The 22,263-nt window shown below is 72.9% G+C and carries 25 protein-coding genes; 14 read left to right on the forward strand and 11 right to left on the reverse strand.

The genetic code is table 11. The features are described from left to right. Nucleotides 1-89: 89 nt before the first annotated feature. Genes GDIA_RS15305 through GDIA_RS15340 form a run of 8 tightly spaced genes read left to right on the forward strand, consistent with a single transcriptional unit; the run spans nucleotide 90 to nucleotide 7,958 of the window. Nucleotides 90-536, forward strand: a complete 447-nt coding sequence (locus GDIA_RS15305) for a DNA polymerase III subunit chi (RefSeq protein ID WP_012227801.1) — start codon at nucleotides 90-92, stop codon at nucleotides 534-536. A gap of 34 nt (nucleotides 537-570) precedes the next feature. Then, nucleotides 571-1,425, forward strand: a complete 855-nt coding sequence (locus GDIA_RS15310; RefSeq protein ID WP_012554720.1) for an aldo/keto reductase — start codon at nucleotides 571-573, stop codon at nucleotides 1,423-1,425. 26 nt (nucleotides 1,426-1,451) lie between these two features. Beyond that, the gene (locus GDIA_RS19805; RefSeq protein WP_012554721.1) at nucleotides 1,452-3,284 is read left to right on the forward strand and encodes a hypothetical protein; all 1,833 of its coding nucleotides are present in this window, start codon (nucleotides 1,452-1,454) and stop codon (nucleotides 3,282-3,284) included. Further along, on the forward strand, nucleotides 3,281-4,210 hold the full coding sequence (locus GDIA_RS15320; RefSeq protein WP_012554722.1) for a hypothetical protein: 930 nt from the start codon (nucleotides 3,281-3,283) through the stop codon (nucleotides 4,208-4,210). The genes GDIA_RS19805 and GDIA_RS15320 overlap by 4 nt, the downstream gene beginning before the upstream one ends. Further along, a complete protein-coding gene (locus tag GDIA_RS15325; RefSeq protein ID WP_012554723.1) occupies nucleotides 4,210-4,764 on the forward strand; it encodes a hypothetical protein in 555 nt (184 codons plus the stop codon). Before GDIA_RS15320 ends, GDIA_RS15325 begins: the two co-directional genes overlap by 1 nt. Beyond that, a complete protein-coding gene (locus tag GDIA_RS15330) occupies nucleotides 4,761-5,918 on the forward strand; it encodes a hypothetical protein (RefSeq protein WP_012554724.1) in 1,158 nt (385 codons plus the stop codon). The genes GDIA_RS15325 and GDIA_RS15330 overlap by 4 nt, the downstream gene beginning before the upstream one ends. Further along, complete coding sequence (locus GDIA_RS15335) at nucleotides 5,855-7,447, forward strand: hydrogenase large subunit (protein WP_144880074.1); 1,593 nt, start codon at nucleotides 5,855-5,857, stop codon at nucleotides 7,445-7,447. Before GDIA_RS15330 ends, GDIA_RS15335 begins: the two co-directional genes overlap by 64 nt. A 10-nt stretch (nucleotides 7,448-7,457) precedes the next feature. After that, complete coding sequence (locus tag GDIA_RS15340) at nucleotides 7,458-7,958, forward strand: NADH-quinone oxidoreductase subunit B family protein (protein ID WP_012554726.1); 501 nt, start codon at nucleotides 7,458-7,460, stop codon at nucleotides 7,956-7,958. Here the strand turns inward: GDIA_RS15340 and GDIA_RS15345 are convergent. From GDIA_RS15345 to GDIA_RS15355, 3 genes are all read right to left on the reverse strand, one after another. Next, nucleotides 7,916-8,791: a CDP-alcohol phosphatidyltransferase family protein gene (locus tag GDIA_RS15345; protein ID WP_012554727.1), complete on the reverse strand. Its 876-nt coding sequence runs from the start codon at nucleotides 8,789-8,791 to the stop codon at nucleotides 7,916-7,918. The two genes, GDIA_RS15340 and GDIA_RS15345, sit on opposite strands and share 43 nt — an antisense overlap. A gap of 44 nt (nucleotides 8,792-8,835) precedes the next feature. Beyond that, a complete protein-coding gene (locus tag GDIA_RS15350) occupies nucleotides 8,836-9,513 on the reverse strand; it encodes a phosphatidylserine decarboxylase (RefSeq protein ID WP_012227791.1) in 678 nt (225 codons plus the stop codon). A 110-nt stretch (nucleotides 9,514-9,623) separates the two neighbouring features. Beyond that, nucleotides 9,624-10,409 carry a methyltransferase domain-containing protein gene (locus GDIA_RS15355; protein WP_012554728.1) on the reverse strand — a complete coding sequence of 262 codons (786 nt, stop codon included), beginning with the start codon at nucleotides 10,407-10,409 and terminating at the stop codon, nucleotides 9,624-9,626. Nucleotides 10,410-10,498: 89 nt separating this feature from the next. Here GDIA_RS15355 and gloB point away from each other — a divergent pair, with 89 nt between their 5' ends. After that, a complete protein-coding gene (gloB, locus tag GDIA_RS15360) occupies nucleotides 10,499-11,227 on the forward strand; it encodes a hydroxyacylglutathione hydrolase (protein WP_012554729.1) in 729 nt (242 codons plus the stop codon). A 27-nt stretch (nucleotides 11,228-11,254) separates the two neighbouring features. On the opposite strand, the gene GDIA_RS15365 is transcribed toward gloB, so the two are convergent. Together GDIA_RS15365 and GDIA_RS15370 are read right to left on the reverse strand one after the other, a co-directional pair. After that, the gene (locus GDIA_RS15365; RefSeq protein WP_012554730.1) at nucleotides 11,255-11,998 is read right to left on the reverse strand and encodes a 3-oxoacyl-ACP reductase; all 744 of its coding nucleotides are present in this window, start codon (nucleotides 11,996-11,998) and stop codon (nucleotides 11,255-11,257) included. A 63-nt stretch (nucleotides 11,999-12,061) separates the two neighbouring features. Then, entirely contained in the window at nucleotides 12,062-13,231 is a 1,170-nt protein-coding gene (locus GDIA_RS15370) for an alpha/beta fold hydrolase (RefSeq protein ID WP_050935072.1), read from the reverse strand. Between the two features lie 157 nt (nucleotides 13,232-13,388). Between GDIA_RS15370 and GDIA_RS19380 the strand changes: the two genes are divergently transcribed. Both GDIA_RS19380 and phaR read left to right on the forward strand, forming a co-directional pair. Further along, the gene (locus tag GDIA_RS19380) at nucleotides 13,389-13,652 is read left to right on the forward strand and encodes a hypothetical protein (RefSeq protein WP_162013731.1); all 264 of its coding nucleotides are present in this window, start codon (nucleotides 13,389-13,391) and stop codon (nucleotides 13,650-13,652) included. Nucleotides 13,653-13,775: 123 nt separating this feature from the next. Next, nucleotides 13,776-14,432: a polyhydroxyalkanoate synthesis repressor PhaR gene (phaR, locus tag GDIA_RS15375; RefSeq protein WP_012554732.1), complete on the forward strand. Its 657-nt coding sequence runs from the start codon at nucleotides 13,776-13,778 to the stop codon at nucleotides 14,430-14,432. Between the two features lie 23 nt (nucleotides 14,433-14,455). Here the strand turns inward: phaR and GDIA_RS15380 are convergent, their stop codons facing one another. From GDIA_RS15380 to GDIA_RS15405, 6 genes are all read right to left on the reverse strand, one after another. Then, complete coding sequence (locus tag GDIA_RS15380) at nucleotides 14,456-15,577, reverse strand: DUF2125 domain-containing protein (RefSeq protein ID WP_012554733.1); 1,122 nt, start codon at nucleotides 15,575-15,577, stop codon at nucleotides 14,456-14,458. A 297-nt stretch (nucleotides 15,578-15,874) separates the two neighbouring features. Continuing rightward, a complete protein-coding gene (locus GDIA_RS15385; RefSeq protein ID WP_012227781.1) occupies nucleotides 15,875-16,660 on the reverse strand; it encodes a lysophospholipid acyltransferase family protein in 786 nt (261 codons plus the stop codon). Between the two features lie 53 nt (nucleotides 16,661-16,713). Continuing rightward, the gene (locus GDIA_RS15390) at nucleotides 16,714-17,355 is read right to left on the reverse strand and encodes a YdcF family protein (protein WP_012554734.1); all 642 of its coding nucleotides are present in this window, start codon (nucleotides 17,353-17,355) and stop codon (nucleotides 16,714-16,716) included. Beyond that, nucleotides 17,334-18,371, reverse strand: coding sequence for a cell division protein FtsX (locus tag GDIA_RS15395; protein ID WP_012554735.1), 1,038 nt, complete (start codon nucleotides 18,369-18,371; stop codon nucleotides 17,334-17,336). Before GDIA_RS15395 ends, GDIA_RS15390 begins: the two co-directional genes overlap by 22 nt. Beyond that, nucleotides 18,364-19,053, reverse strand: a complete 690-nt coding sequence (locus GDIA_RS15400) for a cell division ATP-binding protein FtsE (RefSeq protein WP_012227777.1) — start codon at nucleotides 19,051-19,053, stop codon at nucleotides 18,364-18,366. The genes GDIA_RS15395 and GDIA_RS15400 overlap by 8 nt, the downstream gene beginning before the upstream one ends. 35 nt (nucleotides 19,054-19,088) lie before the next feature. Continuing rightward, nucleotides 19,089-19,598, reverse strand: a complete 510-nt coding sequence (locus tag GDIA_RS15405) for a hypothetical protein (protein ID WP_012227776.1) — start codon at nucleotides 19,596-19,598, stop codon at nucleotides 19,089-19,091. A 122-nt stretch (nucleotides 19,599-19,720) separates the two neighbouring features. Between GDIA_RS15405 and GDIA_RS15410 the strand changes: the two genes are divergently transcribed. The 3 genes from GDIA_RS15410 to GDIA_RS15420 are packed head-to-tail and all read left to right on the forward strand — an operon-like array spanning nucleotide 19,721 to nucleotide 22,261. Beyond that, nucleotides 19,721-20,260 carry a chemotaxis protein CheW gene (locus tag GDIA_RS15410; protein ID WP_012227775.1) on the forward strand — a complete coding sequence of 180 codons (540 nt, stop codon included), beginning with the start codon at nucleotides 19,721-19,723 and terminating at the stop codon, nucleotides 20,258-20,260. After that, a complete protein-coding gene (locus tag GDIA_RS15415; protein WP_012554737.1) occupies nucleotides 20,253-21,680 on the forward strand; it encodes a CheR family methyltransferase in 1,428 nt (475 codons plus the stop codon). Before GDIA_RS15410 ends, GDIA_RS15415 begins: the two co-directional genes overlap by 8 nt. A 14-nt stretch (nucleotides 21,681-21,694) precedes the next feature. After that, nucleotides 21,695-22,261: a chemotaxis protein CheW gene (locus tag GDIA_RS15420; protein WP_012227773.1), complete on the forward strand. Its 567-nt coding sequence runs from the start codon at nucleotides 21,695-21,697 to the stop codon at nucleotides 22,259-22,261. The last annotated feature ends 2 nt before the right edge of the window (nucleotides 22,262-22,263 follow it).

Genomic DNA, 22,263 nt, shown 5'->3' on the forward strand with positions numbered 1-22,263 from the left:
CGCCGTCGTCGCCATCACTCATCACTACGGCAGCGCCCAATCCGACAGCCTGTTAGGGAATGCGGACACACTCCAGGGGAAAGGGAAGCATGGCGGAAATCGGCTTCTATCATCTGACGCGGACCCCGGTGGAACAGGCGCTGCCGGCCCTGCTGGGGCGCACGCTGGATGCCGGGCGGCGTGCCGTCCTGCGGTGCGGCGACGCGGCGCGGGTGAAGGCGATGGACGAGGCGCTGTGGCAATCCGCCGATCCGGTCTGGCTGCCGCATGGCAGCGCCGCCATGGGCCATGGTGCGCTGCAGCCGATCTGGCTGACCGACGGCCCGGACGTGCCCAATGGCGCGACCTATCTTTTTGCGATCGACGGCGTTGTCTGTCCGGATGCCGGGACGTTCGAACGGGTGTTCGACCTGTTCGACGGCAGCGACGCGGATGCGGTGGCAGCCGCGCGCCGGCGATGGGTGACATGCCGCGAGGCCGGGCATACGCTCGTCTACTGGCAGCAGCAGGCAAAAGGCTGGGCCCGCAAGGCTTGATGGGCGGGCCGGCACAGGCAGGAGGAGATCCGGCATGATGGGTTCCGTCACATTGGCCGACGGCACGCGGCTTCCCGCCCTGGGCATGGGCACCTGGGCGCTCGGCGACCGTGCCGACCGGCGCGCGCAGGAGATCGAGAGCCTGCGAGGCGGGCTGGATCAGGGGCTGCGGCTGATCGATACCGCGGAGATGTATGGCAGCGGGCGATCCGAAAGCCTGGTCGGCGAGGCGATCGCCGGACGCCGGGACGAGGTCTACCTGGTCACGAAGATCGTGCCCTCCAACGCCTCGCGCCGGCAGGTGCCGGAACATTGCCGGGCCTCGCTGCGGCGGCTGGGGACGGACCGGATCGACCTGTACCTGCTGCACTGGCAGGGCGCCGTGCCGCTGGAGGAGACGGTCGAGGCGTTCGAGCGGCTGAAGGACGAGGGGCTGATCGGGGCCTGGGGCGTATCGAACTTCGATGCCGGCGACATGGACACGCTGGCCCACGTCACGGGGGGCGTGCACTGCGCCGCCAACCAGGTTCTCTACAGCCTGGATTATCGCGGGGTGGAATTCGACCTGCTGGAGGCCGACCGGCGCCGGCATGTCCTGACCATGGCCTATTCCCCGCTGGGGCAGGGGGGCGACCTGCTGCGCGCGCCGGTGCTGGCGCGGATCGCGGCGCGGCACGAAACCACGCTGGGTCCGGCGACCCCGGCGCAGGTGGCGCTGGCCTGGGTGCTGCGCCAGCCCAATCTGGTGGCGATTCCCAAGGCCGGCAGCCCGGCGCATCAGCGTGAAAACATCGCGGCGGCCGAACTGGCGCTGAGTGCCGAGGACCTGGCCGCGATCGACCGCTCGATCCCGCCGCCGGCACGCAAGGTTCCCCTCGCCATGATCTGAGCGGCGTGGTTTGATCGTGCCGTGATTTGGCCCGTGATTCGGGGATTGGGCGCATCCTTCCGCTTTTTCTGACTCTTGTCCTGTCGGGGTTGCTGCTCGCCAGCCTGACGACGCTGCCCGTGGGCCGTCATGCGCTGCGGGCCGGATGGGGGCTGGCCCTGCTGGCGGGGCTGGCGCTGGCGTGCTTTCCGGCCAGCGGGGACGCGCGGTTCGGCGCGGCCATCCTGCATGTCGATGCCATGTCCCTGCCGTTCCTGCTGGTCCTGACGCTGTTCGGCCTGATGTCCGGCGCGCGGGATGCCGGGCTGGCCTGCGCCGCCCTGACGGTCGCGACCGGCAATCCGGTCCTGTTCTGCGTCGGTGCCGCCGCGCTGGTGGTTCTGCCGCGCGGCCCCGGGGGCGGCCCCAGAGGGGCCCCCGCAAGCGGATCATGGGGCGTGGCGGCGGTGGCGCTGGGGACGGCCCTGCTGTCGGGCGGGGACGCGTGGCGCCTGTCGGTTCTGCCCGGGCCCGTGCTGGTCGCGGCCGCGGCGCTGATGGGCCTGTCGCCGCGTCCGCTGTCCGGCGCGCGGCATGTCGCGCCCGCGTCGGTCCGGGACCTGGCGGGGCTGGTCGCGGGGTGCTGCCTGGCGGTGCGGATGCTGGTGGACTGGCCCGCCGCCCCGGTCGGGGCGGCGTGGGGCGGGGGTGTCGCGGCCGTGGGGCTGCTGGCGGCGCTGGCGGGGGGGGCACGGGCCCTGACGGCGCCCGATGCCGCGCGGGTGCTGTCCGGGCTGCTGGCCGCATGGGGCGGGCTGGGGCTGCTGCTGGTCGGGCTGGTGGTGGTGGGGCGCGCGGATGACCTGCCGCTGCTGGCGCTGGGGGCGTTTCGCGCGTTGGTGCTGCTGCTGGGCGGGGTCGGCATGGCGATGCTGGCGGTGCTGCTGGTCCTGCGGGACATCGCGGCGGCGGCGGGGCCGCTGGCCCTGGTCCGGGCGGGCGGGCTGGCCGCGCTGATGCCGCGCGCGTCCGGGGTGCTGGTCCTGGCGCTGGCGGTGGGGTGCGGCCTGCCGCCGCTGGCCGGCTTCGCCGTGCTCTGGCTGGTGGTGCACTCCCTGCTGGCCCTGCCGCGGGCGGAGGGACTGGCGGGGGAAATCGCGCCCCTGCTGGCCCTGGGCGGGGTGGGGCTGGTGTCCGGGCTGATGATGCTGGCCACGCTGCGGCTGGTGGCCTGCGTGGTGCTGGGCCGGCCGCGCACGCCGCGTGCCGCCGGCGCGGTGGATTGCGCCGCCGCCGCGCTACGTGTGCCCCTGGCCTGCCTGGGTGTTGCGGGGGCGCTGTCCCTGGTGCCGGGGCTGTGGCTGTGGCTGACGCGCGCGGCGGGGTGGCAGGCGGCCGGACTGGTGCCCGGACTGGCGCCCAGACTGGCGCGCATGGTTCCGTCGGGTGCGCGACCGCCCTGGCTGGGCTTGGTCGCGCCGGGCGGGGATGGCGTGTTCTATCCGGCCGGGATCGTGCTGCTTCTGCTGCTGGCGGGGGGGCTGGTCCTGGCGGCGGCGCGTCTGGCCGGCATCCCGGCATCCCGTCCGGTCGCGGCCTGGACCGAGGGTGCGCCCCCTTCGCCGCCCTGGATGCCGTTCGGCGATGCCGCGACGCAGGCCGGGCCGGCGCTGTTCGTCAGCCAGATCGACGCGATCCTGGACGCCACGCGGCCGGCGCGGGGCGTGGTACGGCGGGGCGTGCGGGCCGGGCGCTGGTGCCGCCGATGGGGCCGGGTGCTGACGGAATGGGCGGCGGCGCAGGCGGCGCGCCATGCGATGATCCTGGTCCTGCTGTGGATCGCGGTCGCGGCGCTGGCGCGGATGTGGGGCCGGCCATGATCGGGCTGCTGCTGGGGTGCGTGCTGCTGGCCGTGCATGTGACGATGATGGTGGCGCTGGCGCCGGTCGTGCGCGGTGTGGTGGCGGCGGGCGCGGCGCGGCTGGGCGGCGATCGGCCCATGCCGGTGCGGATGCGCTGGCGCCGGCTTCTGGCGCTGGCGCGGCAGCGGGGACTGCGCGCGGCCGGCATGGCGGACGTCATGCCGCCCCTGGCGCTGGCGGCTTCCGTGGCGGCGTGCGCGCTGGTGCCGTCCTTCGCGCTGGGGCTGCCGGGTTCCGGCCTGTCGGACCTGCTGCTGGTCGCGGGCCTGCTGGTGCTGGTCCGGCTGGCGTTGCTGGGGCCGGCCCTGGCGGCGGGCCAGGCGCGGTCCGGCCGTGCGGCGGCGGCCACCGGCGCCGCGCTGGCGGTGATGCAGACGGTCTTTCCCCTGGTGGTGGCGGGGGCGGTGCTGGCGACGGGCCATGGCGGAATCGATGCCATCCTGACCCGCATGCATGACCCGGACATGGACGGGGCACGGACGCCGCTGATCCTGGCCGCCGTGGCGCTGCTGCTGGCGGGCCCGGATATCGGGCCGGGCGACGATGCCCGGGCGGCGGACCTGCTGGCCGATCTGGGCGGCCGGGACCGGGCGGCGCTGGAACTGGCGCGGGACATGGCGCTGCTGGCCTGGATCACGCTGGCGGGGGACCTTGCCTGGCCCGGCGGCCTGGTGCCCGTGGACGGCGGGGCGGCCACGCCGCTGTCCCTGCTGGGGGCGGTGGCGGCGTGGCTGGCGCGGGTCGGGGTGGCGTGTGCCGGCATCGTGGCCGTGCGGGTGGTGGTGCTGGCCCCGGTCCGGGCACAGCGGGCCCGGCTGGTCCTGTCGGTGCTGTTCGCGCTGCTGGCGGTGGTGGTCCTGTTCGCGGGGCGGGAGTTCGGGTGATGCTGTCGCTGCTGCTGGGGGTGCTGATCGTGGTGTCGGTCGTCCTGTCCGGGGGGCGCGGGGCGGCGTTGCTGTGGCACGGGGGGTTGGTGGCCCTGGCGCTGCTGGCCGCGGCATCGGACGCGGCGGCACCGCTGCTTCCGTGCCTGGCGGCCGTATGCGTGCTGGCGGTGGTGCTGCCCCTGGCCTGGGGCCTGGCGCGGCTGGAGGACGATCCGCCCACCGCGCGGGAGCGCGCGGTGGGTGTCGGCGCGGGGCTGATGCTGACGGTCCTGGCGGTTGTCGCGGTGCCGCGCGGGCTGGTCGACATGGCGACGCGACCGGGTTTGATCGCCGCGCTGACGGTCATTCTGTGCGGCGTGCTGGCGGCGGCCGTGCGGCGGTCGGTGGTGGGACAATGCGCGGGTCTGGCGGCGGCGGTGAACGGACTGATGCTGCTGGCGGGCCTGTCCGGACGGGGGGGCATGCTGGCTGGTGTGGTGGTGCTGCAGGCGGCGCTGATGCTGGTGGCGTTCGTCTGCCTGCGCCGGATCGCGTGGAGGAGCATGGAATGAATGCCGCGCCGCTGCTGATGCCGCTGGCGCTGTGCTGGCCCTTCCTGTCGATGGCGATGCTGGCGGCCTGTCCGCGACCCTCGGTCCGCGCCGCTTCGATCGGCCTGGCGGCGGTCGGGCTGGTGCTGGCCGTCCTGGCCGCCTGCGTGGGCGGGGCATGGCCGGCGACGCCCTTCGCCGTGCCGTCCGGGCTGTTGCGCGTGCTGCTGCCCCTGCCGCTGCTGGCGCTGGTCCTGGTCATGCTGTCGCCGTCGCCAGGGGCGTTCATGGGGGTGTCCCCAGGGACGGTCACGGGGGCGTCGCGGGGGACGATGGCGCTGATGCACGGGCTGGCCGGCGGGTCGGCCGTGGCGACGGCGTGCGCGGACCCGCTATCCGGCGCGGTGGCGGTCGGCGGGGTGGCGATGCTGGCGGCGCTGGCCACCGCCACCACACGCGGCGCGGCGCGGCTGGGCTGGGACGCGTTCCGCCTCAACCTGTCCGGGATTCTGCTGGCGGTGCCGGGGGCGGTGCTGCTGGTCGCGACGCCGGACGCGGCGGGGCGGCTGGACGGCCTGGGCGGTGTGCTGCTGACCGTGGGGCTGGGCACGGTGGCGGGGCTGGGGCCCGCGGCACCGGTCGTCATGGTGGCCGGGGACGCCCCGGCCGCCATGGCGCTGGCACCGGTCATGACTGCCATTCCCGTGCTGCGGCACCTGGTGGCGGGGCCGGACGGGACAGGGACGATGCTGCTGGGCATCGTGACCCTCTGGCTGATGGTCCTGCCGATGCGGGACGCGTCCCCCGCGCGGGCGGCCCGGCTGGCGCTGGGGGGCATGATCGGCCTGGCGGCGGTGGCAGCGGGGGCCGGCGGCCGGTCCGGGATGGCGGGAATGGTGGCGTTGCTGGCATCGGCCGCCCTGTCGGCGCCGCTGGGCGTGCGCGGTGCGGCGTGGTCGCTGCGTCCGCCCTTCCTGCCCTTCGGGGGCCTGGTGCTGACCCTGGTCGCGGTGTGTGACGCGGCCCCCCTGCTTCTGGTGCCGCTGGTTGCGGCCGTGGTGGCGGGGCGCGGGTCCATCCGTGCCGCGCCCCCGGGCGAGGAGCCGGTGGCATGGCTGGTGACCGGGTTGCTGCTGGCCGGCATGGCGGTGCTGGTCGGGCTGGTGGTGCGATGACGCCGAACGGACCCTTCGCGCCCGGTGGCGGCGCGGCCGCGCTGATCCGGCGGGGCGAGGCCGAGGCCGGGGCATGGCGGTTCCGGCTGGAGGAAGAGGGCTGGCGCGACCTGGTCGCGACGCTGGCCCGCGATCCGCTGCCCTTCGTGGGGCTGTGGGCCGACGGACAGGACGTGCATGCCCTGTTCCTGGAGGGCGGCGAGCGGGTGCTGGTCGCCAGCGTGGCCCCCTATGGCGGCCGTTACCTGGGCCTGTCCGGCGTGCGCCCGGCGGCGTCGCTGCCGGAACGGTGCGTACACGACCTGTGGGGGTTCGAGGCGATGGAGGCGCGCGATACGCGCCCCTGGCTGGATCATGGGGTCTGGACGGCGACCTGGCCGCTGGGTCCCCGGCCCGGCCCGGTATCCTGGCCGCCCGATCCGCCGGAATTCCGGCCCCAGCCCGGCGGAGGGACCATCCTGGGTATCGGGCCGGCCGACGGCGGGCACCACACGCCGGGCCATCTGCGTCTGGCGCTGGGGGGGCGCGATACGGTCGGGGGGGCGGAATGGCGGCTGGGCTATGCCCATCGCGGCGTGATGGCGCGGCTGTGCGGGCTGGATGCCCCGGCGGCGGTGCGCCTGGCCGGGCGGGCGGCGGCCGGGGCGTCGGTCGCCCATCAATCCGCCCTGTGCCGGGCGATCGAGGCCGCGTCCGACAGCATGGTCGGCACCGGAACCGAGCGCTGCCGCGTGCTGCTGGCGGAAATCGAGCGGGTGGCGACCCATCTGCATGACGTCGCCCGCACCGCCCGGGCAGCCGGGGCGACGGCGCTGGCGGCGGAATGCGAATACCTGCGCGAGAGCGTCATGGATCTGTGCGGCCGGATGTTCGGGCATCGGCTGCTGATGGATCTGGTGCGGCCGGAGGGCCCGGACGGGCATGCCGGGGCCGGCGATGCCGAGGACGGAGCCGCGATCGCGGCCGTGGCCCGACAGGTGGCGGACCTGGTGCGGGGCCGCATGCGTGTCGTCGGGCGGTGCCGGGACTGGCCCGGCCTGGAGGCCCGGGTGGTGGGGCGCGGCGTGCTGGGCGAGCACACGGCCCGGATGCTGGGCGTCGGCGGGGTGGCCGGCCGGGCCTCGGCGCGGGAGGAAGACCTGCGCCGACTGGTGCCGGGCTATCGCCTGGGCTGGCTGGATACCGGGGTGCGCCGCGCCGGTGACGTGGCGGCGCGGATCGACCTGCGCCTGGCCGAGATCGGCGGCAGCGTCCGCATCCTGGAATCCGCCGGCGCGGACGGGCCGTTGCCCGGAACCGGGACGCCGCCCCGCCGCGACGGCGAGGGTGTGGGCTGTGCCGAAGGGCCGCGCGGCGCGGTGTGGTACTGGGTGAGGATGGAAGGCGGCGCGGTGCGGGCGGCCCATGTGCGTGATCCGGCGTTGGCACATGTCGCGGCGCTGGAGCATGTGCTAGCGGGCGCGGATGCCGATGACGTGGCGATGATCGTCCGGTCGTTCGGCCTGTCCGCCGCCGCGGCGGATTTGTAGGGAGGGTACCATGGCCCTGTTGCGCGCGATCCTGGCGGGCCGGCGCCCGGCCGTTCGCCTGCCCGTCACGGGCGCGCGGCCGCTGGCGGTCTTTCATGTCGAGACCGGAGGGTGCGAGGGATGCGCGATGGAGGTCGCGGCGCTGGACGGGGCGGCCTACGGCCTGCCGGCCACCGGGATCGCGTTCGTGGCGACGCCGCGCCTGGCGGAGGTGCTGCTGGTGACGGGTCCGCTGACGCGGGCCATGGCGCCGGTGCTGGAAGCCGCCTGGCATGCCATGCCCGAGCCTCGGGCGCTGGTCGCGGTCGGGGCCTGCGCGATCGATGGCGGCCCGTTTCCCGAAAATTACGCCGTGCTGGGCGGGCTGGAAGGCCGCGCCACGCTGGATATGACGGTGCCGGGCTGCCCGCCCTCGCCGGCGGCGATCCTGGCCGGGCTGGCGCGGGTGCTGGAGCGCGACGTCGCCGGTCAGGCCGGGGTGGCGGAATCCGGGCTGTCGTCCTCGGTCTGAAGATCCTGCGCCTCGCGCTTCAGGCGGTGGAAGCTGCGGCGGCTGAGCGGCAGCAGCGCGATGTAGATGACCCCGGCCGCGGCCAGCGCGCCCCACGGATCGGCCACCAGGACCGCGGCATAGGCACCGGTGCCCAGCATCAGCGGCAGCACGTAGGCCGACGGCACCTTGAAATTCTTGAACGACCAGACCGGCAGGGTGGACACCAGCAGGAACGCCGTGCCGCTGAGCGTCAGGGCCGGCAGCAGGGGCAGGCGCGTGATGGCGTAGATGCCGTCCCACCCCAGCTTGCGGGCTTCCAGCCCCAGGAAGACGGGAAACAGCGCCAGCCCGGCCCCGGCCGGGGCCGGAACGCCGGTGAAGAAACTGCTGGCGTATTTGGGCTTGTCCGTATCGTCCAGGCTGGCGTTGAAGCGCGCCAGGCGCAGCGCCATGCATACGGTGAACATGATGCAGGGCAGGTAGCCGTAGCGCCCGGCGTCACGCAGGGCCCACAGATACAGCACGAATCCCGGGGCCACGCCGAAGCACAGGAAGTCCGACAGGCTGTCGAATTCCGCGCCGAACCGGCTGGTGCCGCGCAGCAGCCGGGCGATGCGCCCGTCCAGCCCGTCGATGCACGCGGCGATCAGCAGCGCGACGGCGGCGTCGCCGAACCGCTCGTCCAGCGCGAAGCGCATGCCCGTCAGCCCGGCGCACAACCCCAGCATCGTCATGATGTTGGGGATCAGCCGGTTGAAGGACGGACCGCGAACCCGGGGCCGCCGCCTGCGGCCCGGCCGCCGGGGCCGGCGCAGGGCCGCCGGCGCTTCGGGCACCGGGACCGCCGGCATGTCCTGCGGGCCGCCAGGGGATACGTTGGGGGAATCCATCGGCGTCAGAGACGCGCCATGACCGTTTCGCCGCCGACCATCGTCTGTCCCACCGTGACCAGGGGTTCGACCCCCGGCGGCAGATACAGGTCGGTGCGCGATCCGAAGCGGATCAGGCCGAACCGCTCGCCGGCTTCATAGGTCATGCCTTCCTCGGCGTCGCACAGGATGCGCCGGGCGATCAGTCCCGCGATCTGCACCACCGCCATGTTCCGCCCGTCCGGCAGGGTCAGGCGCAGCGCGTTGCGCTCGTTCAGCTCGGACGCCTTGTCCAGGCTGGCGTTCAGGAACTGGCCGGGGTGGTAGGCTACCCGCGTGACCGTGCCGGCGGCGGGCATGCGGTTCACATGCACGTCCAGCACCGACAGGAAGGTGGCGACGCGCCATACCGGGACGTCGCCCATGTCCAGGGAGTCGGGCGGAACGACCTTCTCGACCGATACGACATGGCCGTCGGCCGGCGCCAGGGCCAGGTGGGTATCGACCGGCGGCACGCGTTCCGGGTCACGGAAGAAATAGAGGCAGAACCCGAAGAACAGGCCGCTGGCGGTGCCCAGCCATCGGGCCGGACGCCAGGGCAGGGCCCGGCCCGCCAGGGCGGCGGCGCCCGACGCGAGAAGAAAGGGACGCGCGGCCGGGTGCGGCCGGGCGAGGACGAGTTTCAGGGACTGGATCAGGGACATGGGCCGAGGTTCATGAAGCGTTCGGGTGTAACGGTCAAGCATCGGTCCCGGCTGGTCCAGCCGGTCCGGGCCCCGTCTGGCGCGAAGTGTGGCACGGATCGCGCCGCCGGTCAGCCTGCTTTGGCGGACGGGTCGCCCTGGCGGGCGGCGTGGCGGCCGGCGCAGGATCGGGCGGTCAGGCCGGGTTCGTAGATCCGGCGGGGGGCGCGGATCAGCGCCGGGGCGGCCGGGACGCCGGAATAGACGTCCTTGACCGCCTCGATCACGAATACCCCGCCCAGTCCGGGCAGCAGCATGTGGCCGACGGCCTCGGTGACGGCGCCCAGGCGCCGCAGCGCGGCCGCGACCGGCGGCAGGAACAGCGCGCCGTCGTGCCGTTCGGCGCGCAGGAAGGCATGGGCGAGGCGGCGGGTGATCTGGCGGGGCGAAAAGGGGGTGCCCTGGCCGAACGGGGTATCGTCCGAATGGGCCCACCAGCCGGCGCGGTTCGGCACCACCAGCAGCAGCCTGCCGTCATCCTTCATCACCTTCCAGACCGACCGGATCAGGTCGTCGGGCCGGTGGGTGACTTCCAGGGCGTGGACCAGCACCACGCGGTCGAAATGCAGCTCGGGGAAGGGCAGGCGGCCCTCGTCCACCAGGCAGTCATGGATGCCGGCCGCGCGCTCGGACGGGGCTTCGCGCGTGACGGCCGTATCCAGGCGGGCGGAAACGCACAGCCCGCGATCCGGCCGGGACCACAGCGGCAGGAAGGGCAGCGTATAGCCCAGCCCCAGTACTCGATCCCCCCCGGTATGCGGCCAGAAGGCCTGCAGCCGCTGGCGCAGCAGCCGGGCCGTGTTTTCCCCCGGCCGGCTGGCATAGAATCGTGCGGCGGCGCGAATATCGACTTGCATCACGCCCTGTCAGGACAAACGTTGAAGGGAAGTGCCCCCGGCCGTCGCGCGGCATGGAACGGGCGTGCCCTGCGAGATGGAGACAGATCATGGGACTTTCGATCCGCCCGGTGCCGATCCTGACCGACAATTATGCCTGGTTCCTGCGTGACGAGGACAGCGGCGCGACCGCGCTGGTCGATCCGGCCGAGGAAGCGCCCCTGGTCACGGCGGTGGAGGAGGCGGGTGGACGGCTGGACCAGATTTTCCTGACGCATCATCATGCCGATCATGTGGCGGCGACCGATGCGCTGCGCAAGCGCTTCGGTGCGATCGTGACCGGCGCCGCCGCCGATGCCTACCGTCTGCCGATGCTGGACCAGGCGGTGGCGGAGGGCGACGACATCGCGCTGGGCGGGGCCATCGGCACCGTGATGGAAACGCCTGGGCATACGCGCGGCCATATCGCGTTCCATTTTCCCCTGGTCCCGGCGCTGTTCTGCGGTGACACGCTGTTCAGCCTGGGCTGCGGGCGGCTGTTCGAAGGATCGGCCGAGGAAATGTTCCACTCGCTGCGCCGGATCGCCGCGCTGCCGGATGCGACGCTGATCTGCTGCGGGCATGAATACACCCTGTCCAACGCCCGTTTCGCGCAGGAAGTCGAACCGGAGAACGCGGCGCTGCATGCACGGGTGGCGGAAATCGACATCCTGCGCGCCGAGGCCCGGCCGACCGTGCCGGTGCGGCTGGGGCTGGAAAAACAGACCAACCCGTTCCTGCGCGCCCCCGACGTGGCGACGTTCGCCCGCCTGAGGCGGGAGAAGGATGCATTCCGGTAAAAAGGAATACAGGCTCTTGAAGCAGCCTCAGGGCATGTGCTGGCCGCCGTTGACCGACAGGGTGGAGCCGGTGATGAACCCGGCTTCGTCCGCCGTCAGGAACGTCACCGCACGGGCCACGTCCTCGGGCGTGCCCAGCCGCCCGACCGGGATGCGGTCGATGATGCCGGTCAGGATATGCGGCGGCACCGTTTCCAGCATGGCGGTGTCGATATAGCCGGGCGCCACGGTGTTGACCGTGATGTTGTGGCGCGCGCCTTCCAGCGCCAGGGCGCGGGTCAGGCCCTGCAGCCCGGCCTTGGACGCGGCGTAGTTCGCCTGGCCGAACTGGCCGGTCTGGCCGTTGATGCTGGCCATGTTGACGATGCGGCCGAATCCCTGGGCCCGCATGGCGGGCATGGCCAGGTGGCACAGATTGAAGGCCCCGCCCAGGTTGGTGTCGATGACGTCGTCCCAGGCGGCGCGGGTCATGCGGCCGATGGTGGAATCGCGGGTGATGCCGGCATTGTTGACCAGGATGGTGACCGGGCCGTCCCGTTCCGCGATCCGCGCCAGGGCGTCGGCGCAGGCTTCCAGATCCGCGACGTCGAAGGCAACGGCGCGGATGCCGGTCTCGGCTTCGAAATGGCGGGCCTGTTCGACATTCGTGCCGTAGGTCGCCACGACCCGGCGGCCGGCGTCGCGAAGGGCGCGGCTGACGGCCGCGCCGATGCCGCGCGTGCCGCCTGTCACCAAGGCCACGCGCGGTGTCGGGTCCGGGGCAGGGATCATGGATACCATCCTTGTTTCAGAATGGAATCCTACAGGATCGTGCGGCGCCTTCCATGCGTTTTGTCAGCCATGGCGCAGCAGCCACGCGGCCAGCGGGGCCCCCAGCAGGTCGCGGGCGCGGGGGCCGGCCACCATGCCGACATGGCCGCCCGCGACCGGCAGTTCGGTGGCGTGCGGGATTTGGGCGGCCAGGGGGCGCGCGCTTTCGGGCGGGACGATCCTGTCGCGTTCCGGAATCGCGACCAGCGTCGGCAGGGCCAGCGTGGAGGGCCGGATGGTCGTGCCGCCGACCTGCCAGCACTCGCGCATCGGCTGGTTGGCGCCGTACCAGTCGCGCAGGCACGCGATGGCGGCCGGGGCGGCCAGCGGGACTCCGTCGCCCAGCCAGTCCTCCATCGCGGCGAACAGCGCGGTGCGCGGGTCGTCCGGCGCCATGTCGGCAAAACGGCGGAACTTGCGGATGATTCCCGGCGGATCGATGGCGGCGAAGGCGGTCTGCAGCGCATCGACCGGCACCGTCCCGGTCAGCGCCATCAGGCCCGCATAGGGGGCGATGATGTGTGCCAGCGCGCCGGCCGTGCCGGGGGGCAGGGTGGAAAAGTCCCACGGCGTGGCCAGCAGGGCCAGTGCGCGCACCAGGCCGGGCCGGCGCTGGGCCGCCGCCACGGCCAGCAGCCCGCCCATGCAATAGCCCGCCAGCGTGACCGGGCCGCCGCATTGCGCCGCGATCGCGGCCAGGGCGGGTTCCAGCCGCTCCGTCACGTAGCCGGCGCAATCCAGGCGCCGTTCCGCCTCGCCCGGCCAGCCCCAGTCCACCAGCAGCGGCCGCAGTCCGCGCGCGGCCAGGTCGCGCAGGATCGACACGCCGCCTGCCGCCGGCCCCGGCATCAGGTCCAGGACATAGGCGCGATTGATCAGGCTGGGAACGAACAGGACCGGCCGGCCGCCCGTGGGGGCGTAGTCCAGCACCCGCATATCGCCCTGCGCCCACAGCACGGGCGGCGGCGCGGGGTCCACCCGTTGGTAGGGGTGGCGGCGATAGGCGGCCACTCCGGCCAGGAAAACCGGGTCGAGGGCGGCGGGATCACCCCCCGGCAGGCCGGGCGGAAGCGGAAAGCCGGTCTTCGAGCTGGTCGAGCCGTCGTTCGATCCGGTCGAGCTGCGCGCGAATGGCATCGAGGTCAGCGCGCCCGACAGGTGCAGGGCCAGCGGCCGGGGACCCCGGCGCAGCATCGGGCCCGGGGCCACCGTGTGCGGGGGCTGTTCCCCAGGGGATTGGTCCGGGGAAGGGCCCAGGGAAGGGCCCAGGGAAGGGCCATGCGGGGGGGCGGGCGTGGGCGTCGCCATGGGGCGTTCCGGGGTCCGTTTCGGGCGAGGCGGGCGGCGGGGCATGGCCGGTCCAGAAGGGGGCGAATTGCTGAGCGATGTGCTGTGTCAGGCGCTGCATGGTCTCGGCGGCCTCGCGGTCCAGGCGCAGGGCCGTGGCCTCGCTGTGCCAGATCGCCAGCCAGTCGCGCATCAGGGCCGCCGGGTCGGGCGGGTCCTCGGGCGGGTCGGACCGGGTCATTTCGGCGGGGCGGGTGCGCGGGGGTGCGTCAAGGCATCGTGCGCCGGAAAGCCGGTCATGCTATCCTCCGTGACCCGCATGTCGTAGCCGTGGCGATTGCATCGCGGTCGCGAACTTCGATATGTCATTCCCGTTGCATTGCCGTTCGTCGTCCGACGGGCCGCTTTCACTTTGGCCGCATGTGGCCCAGCCCCGTTGATGGAGGGTATATTGCCGGATGCCAACAGCCCGGTCGCCCCGATCGTCATCAAGAAATACGCGAACCGACGCCTGTACGATACCGAAAGCTCAATCTACATCACGCTCGATACGCTGGCCGATATGGTCCGTTGTGGCAAGGAGTTCGTGATCTATGACGCGCGGACCGGCGACGACATCACCCGTTCGGTCCTGACCCAGATCATCATGGAGGAAGAGACCAAGGGCCGCGCCATGCTGCCCGCGACCTTCCTGCGGCAGTTGATCCGCTTCTACGGCGACAGCATGCAGGGGCTGGTGCCCGACTATCTGGACCAGATGATGGAGCAGTTCGCCGCCAGCCAGAAGCAGATCCGCAGCACCATGGAGCGGACGATGGAAACCTTCCTGCCGCCTGAAATGGAAAAGATCGGGCGGCAGAACATGGCGATGATGGACCGGGCGCTGTCCATGTTCGTGTCGATGTACCAGCCCGCGCCCGACGCGCCGGCACCCGGTCCCGCCGCGCGGCCGGACGCGCCGTCTTTCGCCGATGGGAACGCTCACGCGGCCGGGGATGCATCGCCGGGGGCGGTGAAACCCGAGACGATGGAAGAGGAACTGGAACGGCTGCGCCGCGAAGTCGCGGCCCTGCGCGACGCGCTGGGCCCGCAGGGCGGTCGGCGCTAGGCGGGCGCCCACCCCCTCTCAGGTCAGGGCAGATCGTCGGCGATGCTGCCGATTGGCAGCGTGCCCAGGAACACGCCGCCCGCGCGCAGGCGCAGCGGCAGGTCCAGGCGCCGGTCGCTCAGCACCGGGGTGGCGGGCGAGGGACCGGCGGGTCCGTCCGCGCCGGTTTCGGCGGCCCAGCGGTCCAGTGCGGTGACCGCGCGTGCCAGGTCGCGGGGGACCGTTCCGCTCTGTTCCAGCGCGTGGATCGTGGTTCCGATGCCGGTAAGGGACAGGGTGAACGTGCCGTCCGGGCCGCCCGTAGGCGGCAGGGTCGCGTGTCCCACCAGATGCAGCGACAGGGTGGACCAGGTGGCGTGGGCGTCCTGAAGCAGCATATGCGCCGATGGGTCGCCGGGGGTGGGACCGGGGAACGCCACCTCCACGCCGGCGTCATGCAGGCGGCGCGGGTCCGGCAGCGTGGGGGGCATGGACCCGATCAGCGGCCAGTTCAGCGGCAGGTCCACCCGGTCGGCCGTCACGGCCAGCGCCAGCCGGCTGGCGTCGGGGCCGGCCTGGTCGTTCCACAATCCGTGGCCCTGCACGCCATCCAGGCGGAAGCCGGTCTCGTGCCCCGCCGGGTCCAGCACCCGCACATCCAGCCGCCGGGCCGACCATGCGGCCTGTCCCCCCGGCGCGTCCGGCCGCAGGGCCAGCGGCAGCGTGATGTCCGCATCCTGGCCCCGGCCGCGCAGGGCCAGCAGGCCGGCGCGGTCCGGGCCGGACAGGCGCAGGGCCTGCGTCCCGATCAGTCCGACCCGCAAGGTGCCGGGATGCAGCCATGAAACCGATATCGCCAGCCCGTCCGCGCCCCAGGCCGCGCTGCGCCGGCCGATCGGTCCGTGCAGGCGGGGGGACCGCAGCGTGATGCGCGCCGTCAGCGGCGATCCGCCCCGTGCCCTGGGGCCTGCCTGCACGCTCCAGCCCTGCCGGGCGAGGCGCGTGGTCCAGCCATCCAGCGCCCTGTCCATCACCCGCTGCGCGGCCAGCCAGCACAGCCCGTCCAGCGCGGCCACGCACCCCAGGACCAGTCCGGCGCGGCGCACCCGGCGGCCGGCCGACGGGCTTCGGCGCAGGCGATGCAAAAAGGGGACTGAACCGGGCATCGCGCCTTGATAAAGCACTTTGCGGATGGCGGCGAAGAGCTTGATTCACAAATCTTTCATATTGTCCGGGCACAGGAGAGGAAGGGGCGGGGGACAAAATTTATCCACAGGACCGGCAGCCCATGTCGCGCGGCAGCCGCAGGGTGCGGAAGGCCGCGCCGGGGGACCGGCCCGATTCTGGCGCGGGATTCCGGAAAGGCGTTGAAAAATACGGGATTTGTCCGAATTTCGGCACGTTGCCTGTCGGGACCGCGTGGCGCCGTGCCGGTCGATCGGCGGACCCGAGTACCGTGATCGTCAAATCGGGGGTTGCAGGCCGTCCTGATCGATGACGGGAACGCCCACAGAGTTATCCACAGGGTTGTCCTCGGATGGAGCTTTTCCGAAGCGGCCGGACAGTTCGTCCCATGCCGCTGAGATGGCCGGAAGAATCCCGGCCCGTCCCAGTCCGGGGGGCAGGGCCGGGCCGATGGCGATATGGATCGGGCCGGGACGTTTGAAGAAGGCGTTGCGCGACCAGCGCAGACCGGAATCGGTGGCCACGGGAATGACCGGCAGGCCGGTATGGTTGGCCATGGCGACGATACCGGGATGCAGCCGTGCCTTCTCGCCCGGGCGGGTGCGGGTGCCTTCGGGGAAGATCACGATCTGCCGCGCGTCCGCCGCCGCCTGTCCGGTCGCGGCCAGCAGCGCGCGCAGGGCCTTCGGTCCGTCGGTGCGGCGCACCGGAATCATGCCGGCCAGCAGCAGCATCGGCCCGACCAGCGGAATGCGGGTCAGTTCTTCCTTCATCACATAGGCGGGCCGGTCCACCAAGTTCATCCAGACCAGCGTGTCGAAGGCCGATTGATGCTGGGACGCCAGCAGGCAGGGCTGACCGGCGGGCAGGTTCTCGCGCCCGGTGACGATGACCCTGATCCCGCAGATCCGGCACAGGGCCGCCACCGACAGGCGGGTCCACAGCTTGGCGTAGCGCAGGGCGAAGCCGTGGGCGAACAGGCGGATCGGCAGGGCGGCAATGCCCATCACGACCGTCAGCGTGACGAAACAGAGATTGAACAGGCAGGCGCGGACGAAAGTCATGGCAGCCGCCGTACACCGGAAAACGCGAATATGACAAGGCCGCGGGCCGGCATTCAGCGGCCGTAGCCGTCCATGTCGCGGGTCAGGCCCAGGCTGGCCATGATCCATTTGTCGTATTCCGTGGCCATCAGGCGGACCGAGGCCACGCGCAGCGGCGCCTGCAGGGCGGGAGGCTGGATCGGATAGGGGTAGAGCACGATACCGGGCACCGTCCGGCGGATTTCCATCGTCGCGCGACGGATGTGGTAGCCGGCGGTGACGACGATCAGTGAATGGATGGCGTTGGCGTGGGCCCATTCGGCGGTTTCATCCGCGTTGCCGATGGTCGAGGTCGCATGGCGGCCCAGCGTCACATGCCGCCACAGGGCGGCGGGGATGCCGTCCCCCCCGCCCTGGGGCTGCAGGCGGCTGGCCACGCTGCCCGTGGTGGCGTGCGGGGCGACGCCCGAAATCAGCAATTGCCGCCCGCGTCCCTGGGCCAGCAGGCGCAGGGATGCCTCGATCCGTCCCTGGCCGCCCGTCAGCGCCACGATGCCGTCGGCGATGGGCGGCATCGCGGGCGGGCGCAGCGCGTCGCGGAAGAACCAGGCGAAGCCGGCGCCCCACAGCAGGCCGAAGGCCAGCAGCCCGGCCAGCGCGCCATACAGGAAACGCCGCGCGTCCGGACTGGCTTTTATGGCAGGCGGCGGAGCCATGTGCGTACGGTGATGTGTGTTGTCAGCCAGCCGATCAGCGCCGCCGCCGGCGCGAGGGCGAGCAGGGTGACGACCAGCGGCGTGGGCAGGGCGGACAGCCAGGCCGACCAGTCCGTCAGCGCGGGCAGGGCCTGGGGCGATGCGGTGCCCGAGGCCGCGAAGGGGGCGGCGACGCGCGACAGCAGGACCAGCACCGGCAGGGCCAGCAGGCTGCCGATCAGGCCGCCGGTGAAGGCCAGCAGGGCGGTGCGGCGGGCGAACCGGCCGGCGATATAGCCGTCGGTGGCGCCCATGGCGTGGATCAGTTCGATGGGCTGGCGCCGCGCGCCCAGGCCGGCGCGGGTGGTGGCGGTGATCAGCACGGCGGCGATCCCGGCGACGATCAGCACCGCCAGGATGGCGCAGGTGCGCAGGCTGCGGGCCAGCGTGCCCAGCCGGTCGCTCCACACGTCGTTGCGTTCGACCAGCGTGCCCGGGGCGCGGGCGTCCAGCAGGCGGGCCAGGGCGGCGGCGTCATCCGCGCCGCCGGAGGAGCCGCCGGGGGGCAGGTGCAGTTCGATCACCGCCGGCAGCGCCAGGGCGAAGGTGCCGGCGAAATTGCCGTCATGGCCCAGCCAGGGCGCCAGCAGGGCCGTCAGTTCATCCTTGGCCAGGCGATGGACCTGCGACGCGCCGTGCATGTCGGCCAGGGCGGCCAGGACCGCGTCGGCCCGCGTCTGTGCCGGGGCGGAAGTCACGGCGGCGGAGGCCGCGGCATCGGGTTGCGGGATCTGGATGGTGACGATGGACGCCGCGCCGGCCGACCAGCGGTCCGACAGGACCTGCGCCCCCGTGGCGCCGGCCAGGGCCAGGGCGGCCAGCACCGCCATGGCGGCGACCAGCACGGGCAGCAGCCGGTCCGGCAGCGCGTGGCGCAGGGCCAGCCCGTCGGCGCGGCGGCCCCGGCTCCATCGCGCCAGGGGGCCCGGCTCGCCGTATGGCCGGTCGCGGTAGGGGCGTCCGGGGCGGTCAGCCATCGCGCGCCAGCCTGCCCTGCGCCAGTTCCAGCTCGTGCGCCGGATAGCGGCGGATCAGGGCGTCGTTGTGGGTGGCGACCACGATCGTGGTGCCCAGGCCCGACAGGTCCTGGAACAGCTCCATCAGCCGGCTGGCCTGGGCATCGTCCAGCGCGTTGGTGGGTTCGTCGGCCAGGATCAGCGCCGGCCGGTGAATGACGGCGCGGGCGATGGCCACACGCTGCTGCTCGCCGCCCGAAAGCTGCGGGGGGCGCGAGGCCGCCCGCGCGCCCAGGCCGACCCAGGACAGGATCGCCTCGACCTCGTCGCGGATCTCATCTTCCGGCCGATGCTGCAGGCGCAGCGGCAGGGCGACATTGTCGAAGACCGGAAGGTCGGGCAGCAGGCGGAAATCCTGATGGACGATGCCGATGCGCTGGCGCAGGCGGGCCAGGGTGGCGCGCCGTGCGTGTTCGATCGCGCTGCCCAGGATGTCCATTCCGCCCGATGTCGGGCGCGCGCCCAGGGACAGCAGGCGCAGCAGGCTGGATTTTCCGGCCCCCGAAGGGCCCAGCAGCCACCGGAAACCGCCCTGCGGCACGTCGAACGAGATGCGGCGCAGCGCGGCCCCACCCGAAGCGCCGCCTCCGCCGTCGGCGGCGCCGTCACCGTAGCGAAAACTGACGTCGCGCAGGCGGATCATGGGCGCCGTCCGCCGGGCCGCCGGGGCATGGGTCCCTACATCTCGCGCGCGGCGACGGCGGCCAGGGTGGCGCACAGCGCCGCGGCCGCCATCATCAGCAATCCGTCCGTCACCAGCGACATGGCCGTGACGACATGGGAACCGACGACGATCTGGTGCGGAATGGTGCCGGCGACATGGGTGACGATATCGCGCGCCTGCGGGTCGGCCGAGGCCGCGCTGGTGCCGATGGCGCCGATCACGTGCGGCAGCACGCTCCAGCCCACGCCGACGATCAGCAGCAGCGGCGCCAGCAGTTCGGTGACCTGCTGCACGAAATAGAACAGGCCGTAGAACACGGCGCATACCAGCACGCGCACCAGGCGGCCCAGGGAAAAGCGGGAGGGCACGTGGCTTCGGGATGCTCCGTCATGGGACGGCGTGCCCGCGGATGGCCCCTCTTCTGGCTGAAGGAACCGGTCGGCGGCACGGCCCGGGTTGAAGCTGTCCATGACGATGGTCTCCGGCAACGGATACACGGCGCGCCCGGTGTGTCGGGTACGCATCCCTGCCGGAGGTAGCCGTCGCTTGTATTAAATGCAATCTTCGGTGAATAGAGAACCGGGAGGGCGGCGCCGCAACGGCGGCCGCCGGGACCGGTGCGCCGAGTGGGGGCAGCAGAGCCGCGGTGCCAAGGGAAACGATATCACGCGATACGATATCAGGGGCCGTCGTCGTCTTCCGTCTGGCGGGCGGCAGCTATGCCCTGCCGGTGCCCGCGGTGCGGGAATGCGTGCCGATGCCGGCCCTGTCGCGCCCGCCGGGAACCCCGGCGCCGGTGCTGGGCTATTTTCGCCTGGGCGGCGAACGCGTGGTGGCCATCGACCTGGCGGTGCTGCTGGGGCTGCGCCCCTGGGCGGCGCCGGATGAGGCCGTGATGCTGTATCGCCCGCTGCTGCTGTGCGGCCAGGCCGGCGGCACGCGCGTGGCCTTCATGGTCGACAGCGTGCTGGACGTCCGCCCGCAGGCCGGGCCGGCATCGGCCCTGCCCGCCGACGGGGCGCCCGCCGGGGACTGGCTGGTGGGGGAAATTGAACTGGATGGGGGCATGACCGCGTTGCTGATGGACCCGGACCGGCTGCTGATCGAGCGGGAACGGCAGCGGATCGGCCATCTGGCGTCCGCCCGGGACCAGCGGGCCGCGCTGTGGGGGGACGGCGATGTCTGAATGCGGGATGGCGGAACGGCGGCATATCCTGGAACGGCTGGCCGGGTGGATCGTCGCGCGCACCGGGCTGCATTACTACGCCGACAAGATGGATCTGCTGGACATGATCCTGACCCGCCGGATGGAAGCCTGCCACTGCGCCCGCCCGATGGAATACCTGGCCCTGCTGTCCGGCCCCGGAACGGGCGATGTCGAATGGCGGGCGCTGGAATCGGCGGTGACGATCGGCGAGACGTTCTTCTTCCGCTATGCCGAACAGTTCCACGCGCTGGAACGGACCATCCTGCCCGACCTGATCACCCGCCTGCGCCCGCTGCGGACCATGCGGATCTGGAGCGTCGGCTGTTCCAACGGGGCCGAGCCCTATTCGCTGGCCATCCTGCTGCGCCGCCTGCTGCGGGCGCGGGGCGAGCCCGACTGGACCATCGACATCCTGGGCACGGACATCAGCGTCCAGGCGCTGGACCGGGCGCGGGCGGCGGAATACGGGGCCTGGTCGCTGCGCGATGTCGGGCGGGCCGAACGGTCGCAATGGTTCCGTCCGACCGAATGCGGCCGGCACTGGGTGCTGCGCGACGCCTATCGCCGCATGGTGCGCTTCGAATACGGGAACATCATGGACCTGCCGGCGGGCGGCGGCCCGGCGGGGCCGTTCGACCTGATCCTGTGCCGGAACGTGCTGATCTATTTCCAGGCCGCGCAGGCGGTGGACCTGGTCCGGGCGCTGGCCGGGCGCCTGTCGCCGCCGGGCTGGCTGCTGCTGGGCCATTCCGACCCGGTTTCGGAATGCGGCGCGTTCCTGGAAACCGTGACGTTTCCCGGGACGGTCGCCTTTCGTCCCCGGGACTGCCGGGCCGGGCCGGCCCGGCCGCCCCGGCGGACGGCCGCCGCCTCGTCCCTTTTTTCGCCTGCCGTGCCGCTGCCCGGCCGCCCTGTCCGCCAGCCGCCCCCTGCGGGCCCCGGCAAGGGCCGGGACGTGCCGGCCGAGGCCGGCGTCGCGGCGGCCGGGGTGCGCGACCTGGCGGACAGCGGCGCGGTGGAGCAGGCGTTGGGCCTGTGCCGGGCGGCGCTGGCCCGACACCCGCTGGATATCGGGCTGAATTTCCTGTCCGGCGTGCTGGCCGATGATGCCGGCGCGGCCGAGCGGGGATTCCGCCGCACCATCTACCTGGATCGCGAGCATGTCATGGCGCATGTCCATCTGGCGCGGTTGCTGCGCGACGGCGGGCAGGCCGGCGAGGGGCGTCGCCTGCTGCGCCAGGCCCGGACGCTGCTGCAGCGCCAGCCGCCCGACAGCCCTCTGCCCGAGGGCGGCGGCCTGACGGCGGGCGGCCTGCTGCGGCTGATCCGGCCGGACGGGACGGAACGCGCCGATGACATGGTGGCCGACGGGCCGTGGCTGATGCGGGGTGTGTTCTGACCCGGCGCGACGGCATGCGGCAGGATGCGGACGATCCGTCCGGCCGCGCCGGGCGCTATGCGCGGCGGGTTATGGAGGAACGGGCCCGCCTGCTGGCCGCGCGCGGCCGGCAGGACGAGGGCCATGCCGGCGTGGTGCGCCGGCCGGCGGTCATCCTGGAGGTCGGGGACCAGGGATACGCGATCGACCTGCGGCATGTGCTGCGCATGACCGAGCCGGCATGGAGCGCCATGCCCATGCGCCCCGACTGCCCGGCCGGGGTGCGGGGCGTCTATGGCTATGTCGGCAATCTGTATACAGTCTTCGATCTTTCGGTCCTGCTGGGCGGGGCCATGATGCAGGCGCCGGACCATGCGCCGGGGGCCATGGTGCTGCTGCGGCCCGTGGCCGGCCTGTCGGTCACGCGCGTGGCGGTGCTGGCGGAACGTACGACGGGGGTGATGGACGTGACGGATATCTCGTCTGCCGGGGGCGCCGCCGGGCCGCCGGCCGCGCACCCCATGGCCGCCCTGCCGGACGGGCGGGTGGTGGCCGCGCTCGATCCCGCCCGCCTGCTCGCCACGCGTCATTTCGGAGTCTGACC

Origin of the sequence: Gluconacetobacter diazotrophicus PA1 5 (genome assembly GCF_000021325.1) — a bacterium.
Lineage (GTDB): Bacteria > Pseudomonadota > Alphaproteobacteria > Acetobacterales > Acetobacteraceae > Gluconacetobacter > Gluconacetobacter diazotrophicus.

Excerpts from the sequence above, each read along its gene's own strand:
- GDIA_RS15380 (WP_012554733.1), bottom strand. The coding sequence starts at position 15,577 with ATGCCCGGTTCAGTCCCCTTTTTGCATCGCCTGCGCCGAAGCCCGTCG.
- GDIA_RS15415 (WP_012554737.1), top strand. The coding sequence starts at position 20,253 with ATGTCTGAATGCGGGATGGCGGAACGGCGGCATATCCTGGAACGGCTG.
- GDIA_RS15395 (WP_012554735.1), bottom strand. The coding sequence starts at position 18,371 with ATGGCTGACCGCCCCGGACGCCCCTACCGCGACCGGCCATACGGCGAG.
- GDIA_RS15370 (WP_050935072.1), bottom strand. The coding sequence starts at position 13,231 with ATGCTGCGCCGGGGTCCCCGGCCGCTGGCCCTGCACCTGTCGGGCGCG.
- GDIA_RS15320 (WP_012554722.1), top strand. The coding sequence starts at position 3,281 with ATGATCGGGCTGCTGCTGGGGTGCGTGCTGCTGGCCGTGCATGTGACG.
- GDIA_RS15330 (WP_012554724.1), top strand. The coding sequence starts at position 4,761 with ATGAATGCCGCGCCGCTGCTGATGCCGCTGGCGCTGTGCTGGCCCTTC.
- GDIA_RS15365 (WP_012554730.1), bottom strand. The coding sequence starts at position 11,998 with ATGATCCCTGCCCCGGACCCGACACCGCGCGTGGCCTTGGTGACAGGC.
- GDIA_RS15400 (WP_012227777.1), bottom strand. The coding sequence starts at position 19,053 with ATGATCCGCCTGCGCGACGTCAGTTTTCGCTACGGTGACGGCGCCGCC.
- GDIA_RS15310 (WP_012554720.1), top strand. The coding sequence starts at position 571 with ATGATGGGTTCCGTCACATTGGCCGACGGCACGCGGCTTCCCGCCCTG.
- GDIA_RS19380 (WP_162013731.1), top strand. The coding sequence starts at position 13,389 with ATGGCCGGTCCAGAAGGGGGCGAATTGCTGAGCGATGTGCTGTGTCAG.
- GDIA_RS15420 (WP_012227773.1), top strand. The coding sequence starts at position 21,695 with ATGCGGCAGGATGCGGACGATCCGTCCGGCCGCGCCGGGCGCTATGCG.
- GDIA_RS15385 (WP_012227781.1), bottom strand. The coding sequence starts at position 16,660 with ATGACTTTCGTCCGCGCCTGCCTGTTCAATCTCTGTTTCGTCACGCTG.
- GDIA_RS15325 (WP_012554723.1), top strand. The coding sequence starts at position 4,210 with ATGCTGTCGCTGCTGCTGGGGGTGCTGATCGTGGTGTCGGTCGTCCTG.
- GDIA_RS15390 (WP_012554734.1), bottom strand. The coding sequence starts at position 17,355 with ATGGCTCCGCCGCCTGCCATAAAAGCCAGTCCGGACGCGCGGCGTTTC.
- GDIA_RS15345 (WP_012554727.1), bottom strand. The coding sequence starts at position 8,791 with ATGCCGGCGGTCCCGGTGCCCGAAGCGCCGGCGGCCCTGCGCCGGCCC.
- GDIA_RS15335 (WP_144880074.1), top strand. The coding sequence starts at position 5,855 with ATGGCTGGTGACCGGGTTGCTGCTGGCCGGCATGGCGGTGCTGGTCGG.
- GDIA_RS15350 (WP_012227791.1), bottom strand. The coding sequence starts at position 9,513 with ATGTCCCTGATCCAGTCCCTGAAACTCGTCCTCGCCCGGCCGCACCCG.
- GDIA_RS15355 (WP_012554728.1), bottom strand. The coding sequence starts at position 10,409 with ATGCAAGTCGATATTCGCGCCGCCGCACGATTCTATGCCAGCCGGCCG.
- GDIA_RS15305 (WP_012227801.1), top strand. The coding sequence starts at position 90 with ATGGCGGAAATCGGCTTCTATCATCTGACGCGGACCCCGGTGGAACAG.
- GDIA_RS15405 (WP_012227776.1), bottom strand. The coding sequence starts at position 19,598 with ATGCGTACCCGACACACCGGGCGCGCCGTGTATCCGTTGCCGGAGACC.
- gloB (WP_012554729.1), top strand. The coding sequence starts at position 10,499 with ATGGGACTTTCGATCCGCCCGGTGCCGATCCTGACCGACAATTATGCC.
- GDIA_RS15340 (WP_012554726.1), top strand. The coding sequence starts at position 7,458 with ATGGCCCTGTTGCGCGCGATCCTGGCGGGCCGGCGCCCGGCCGTTCGC.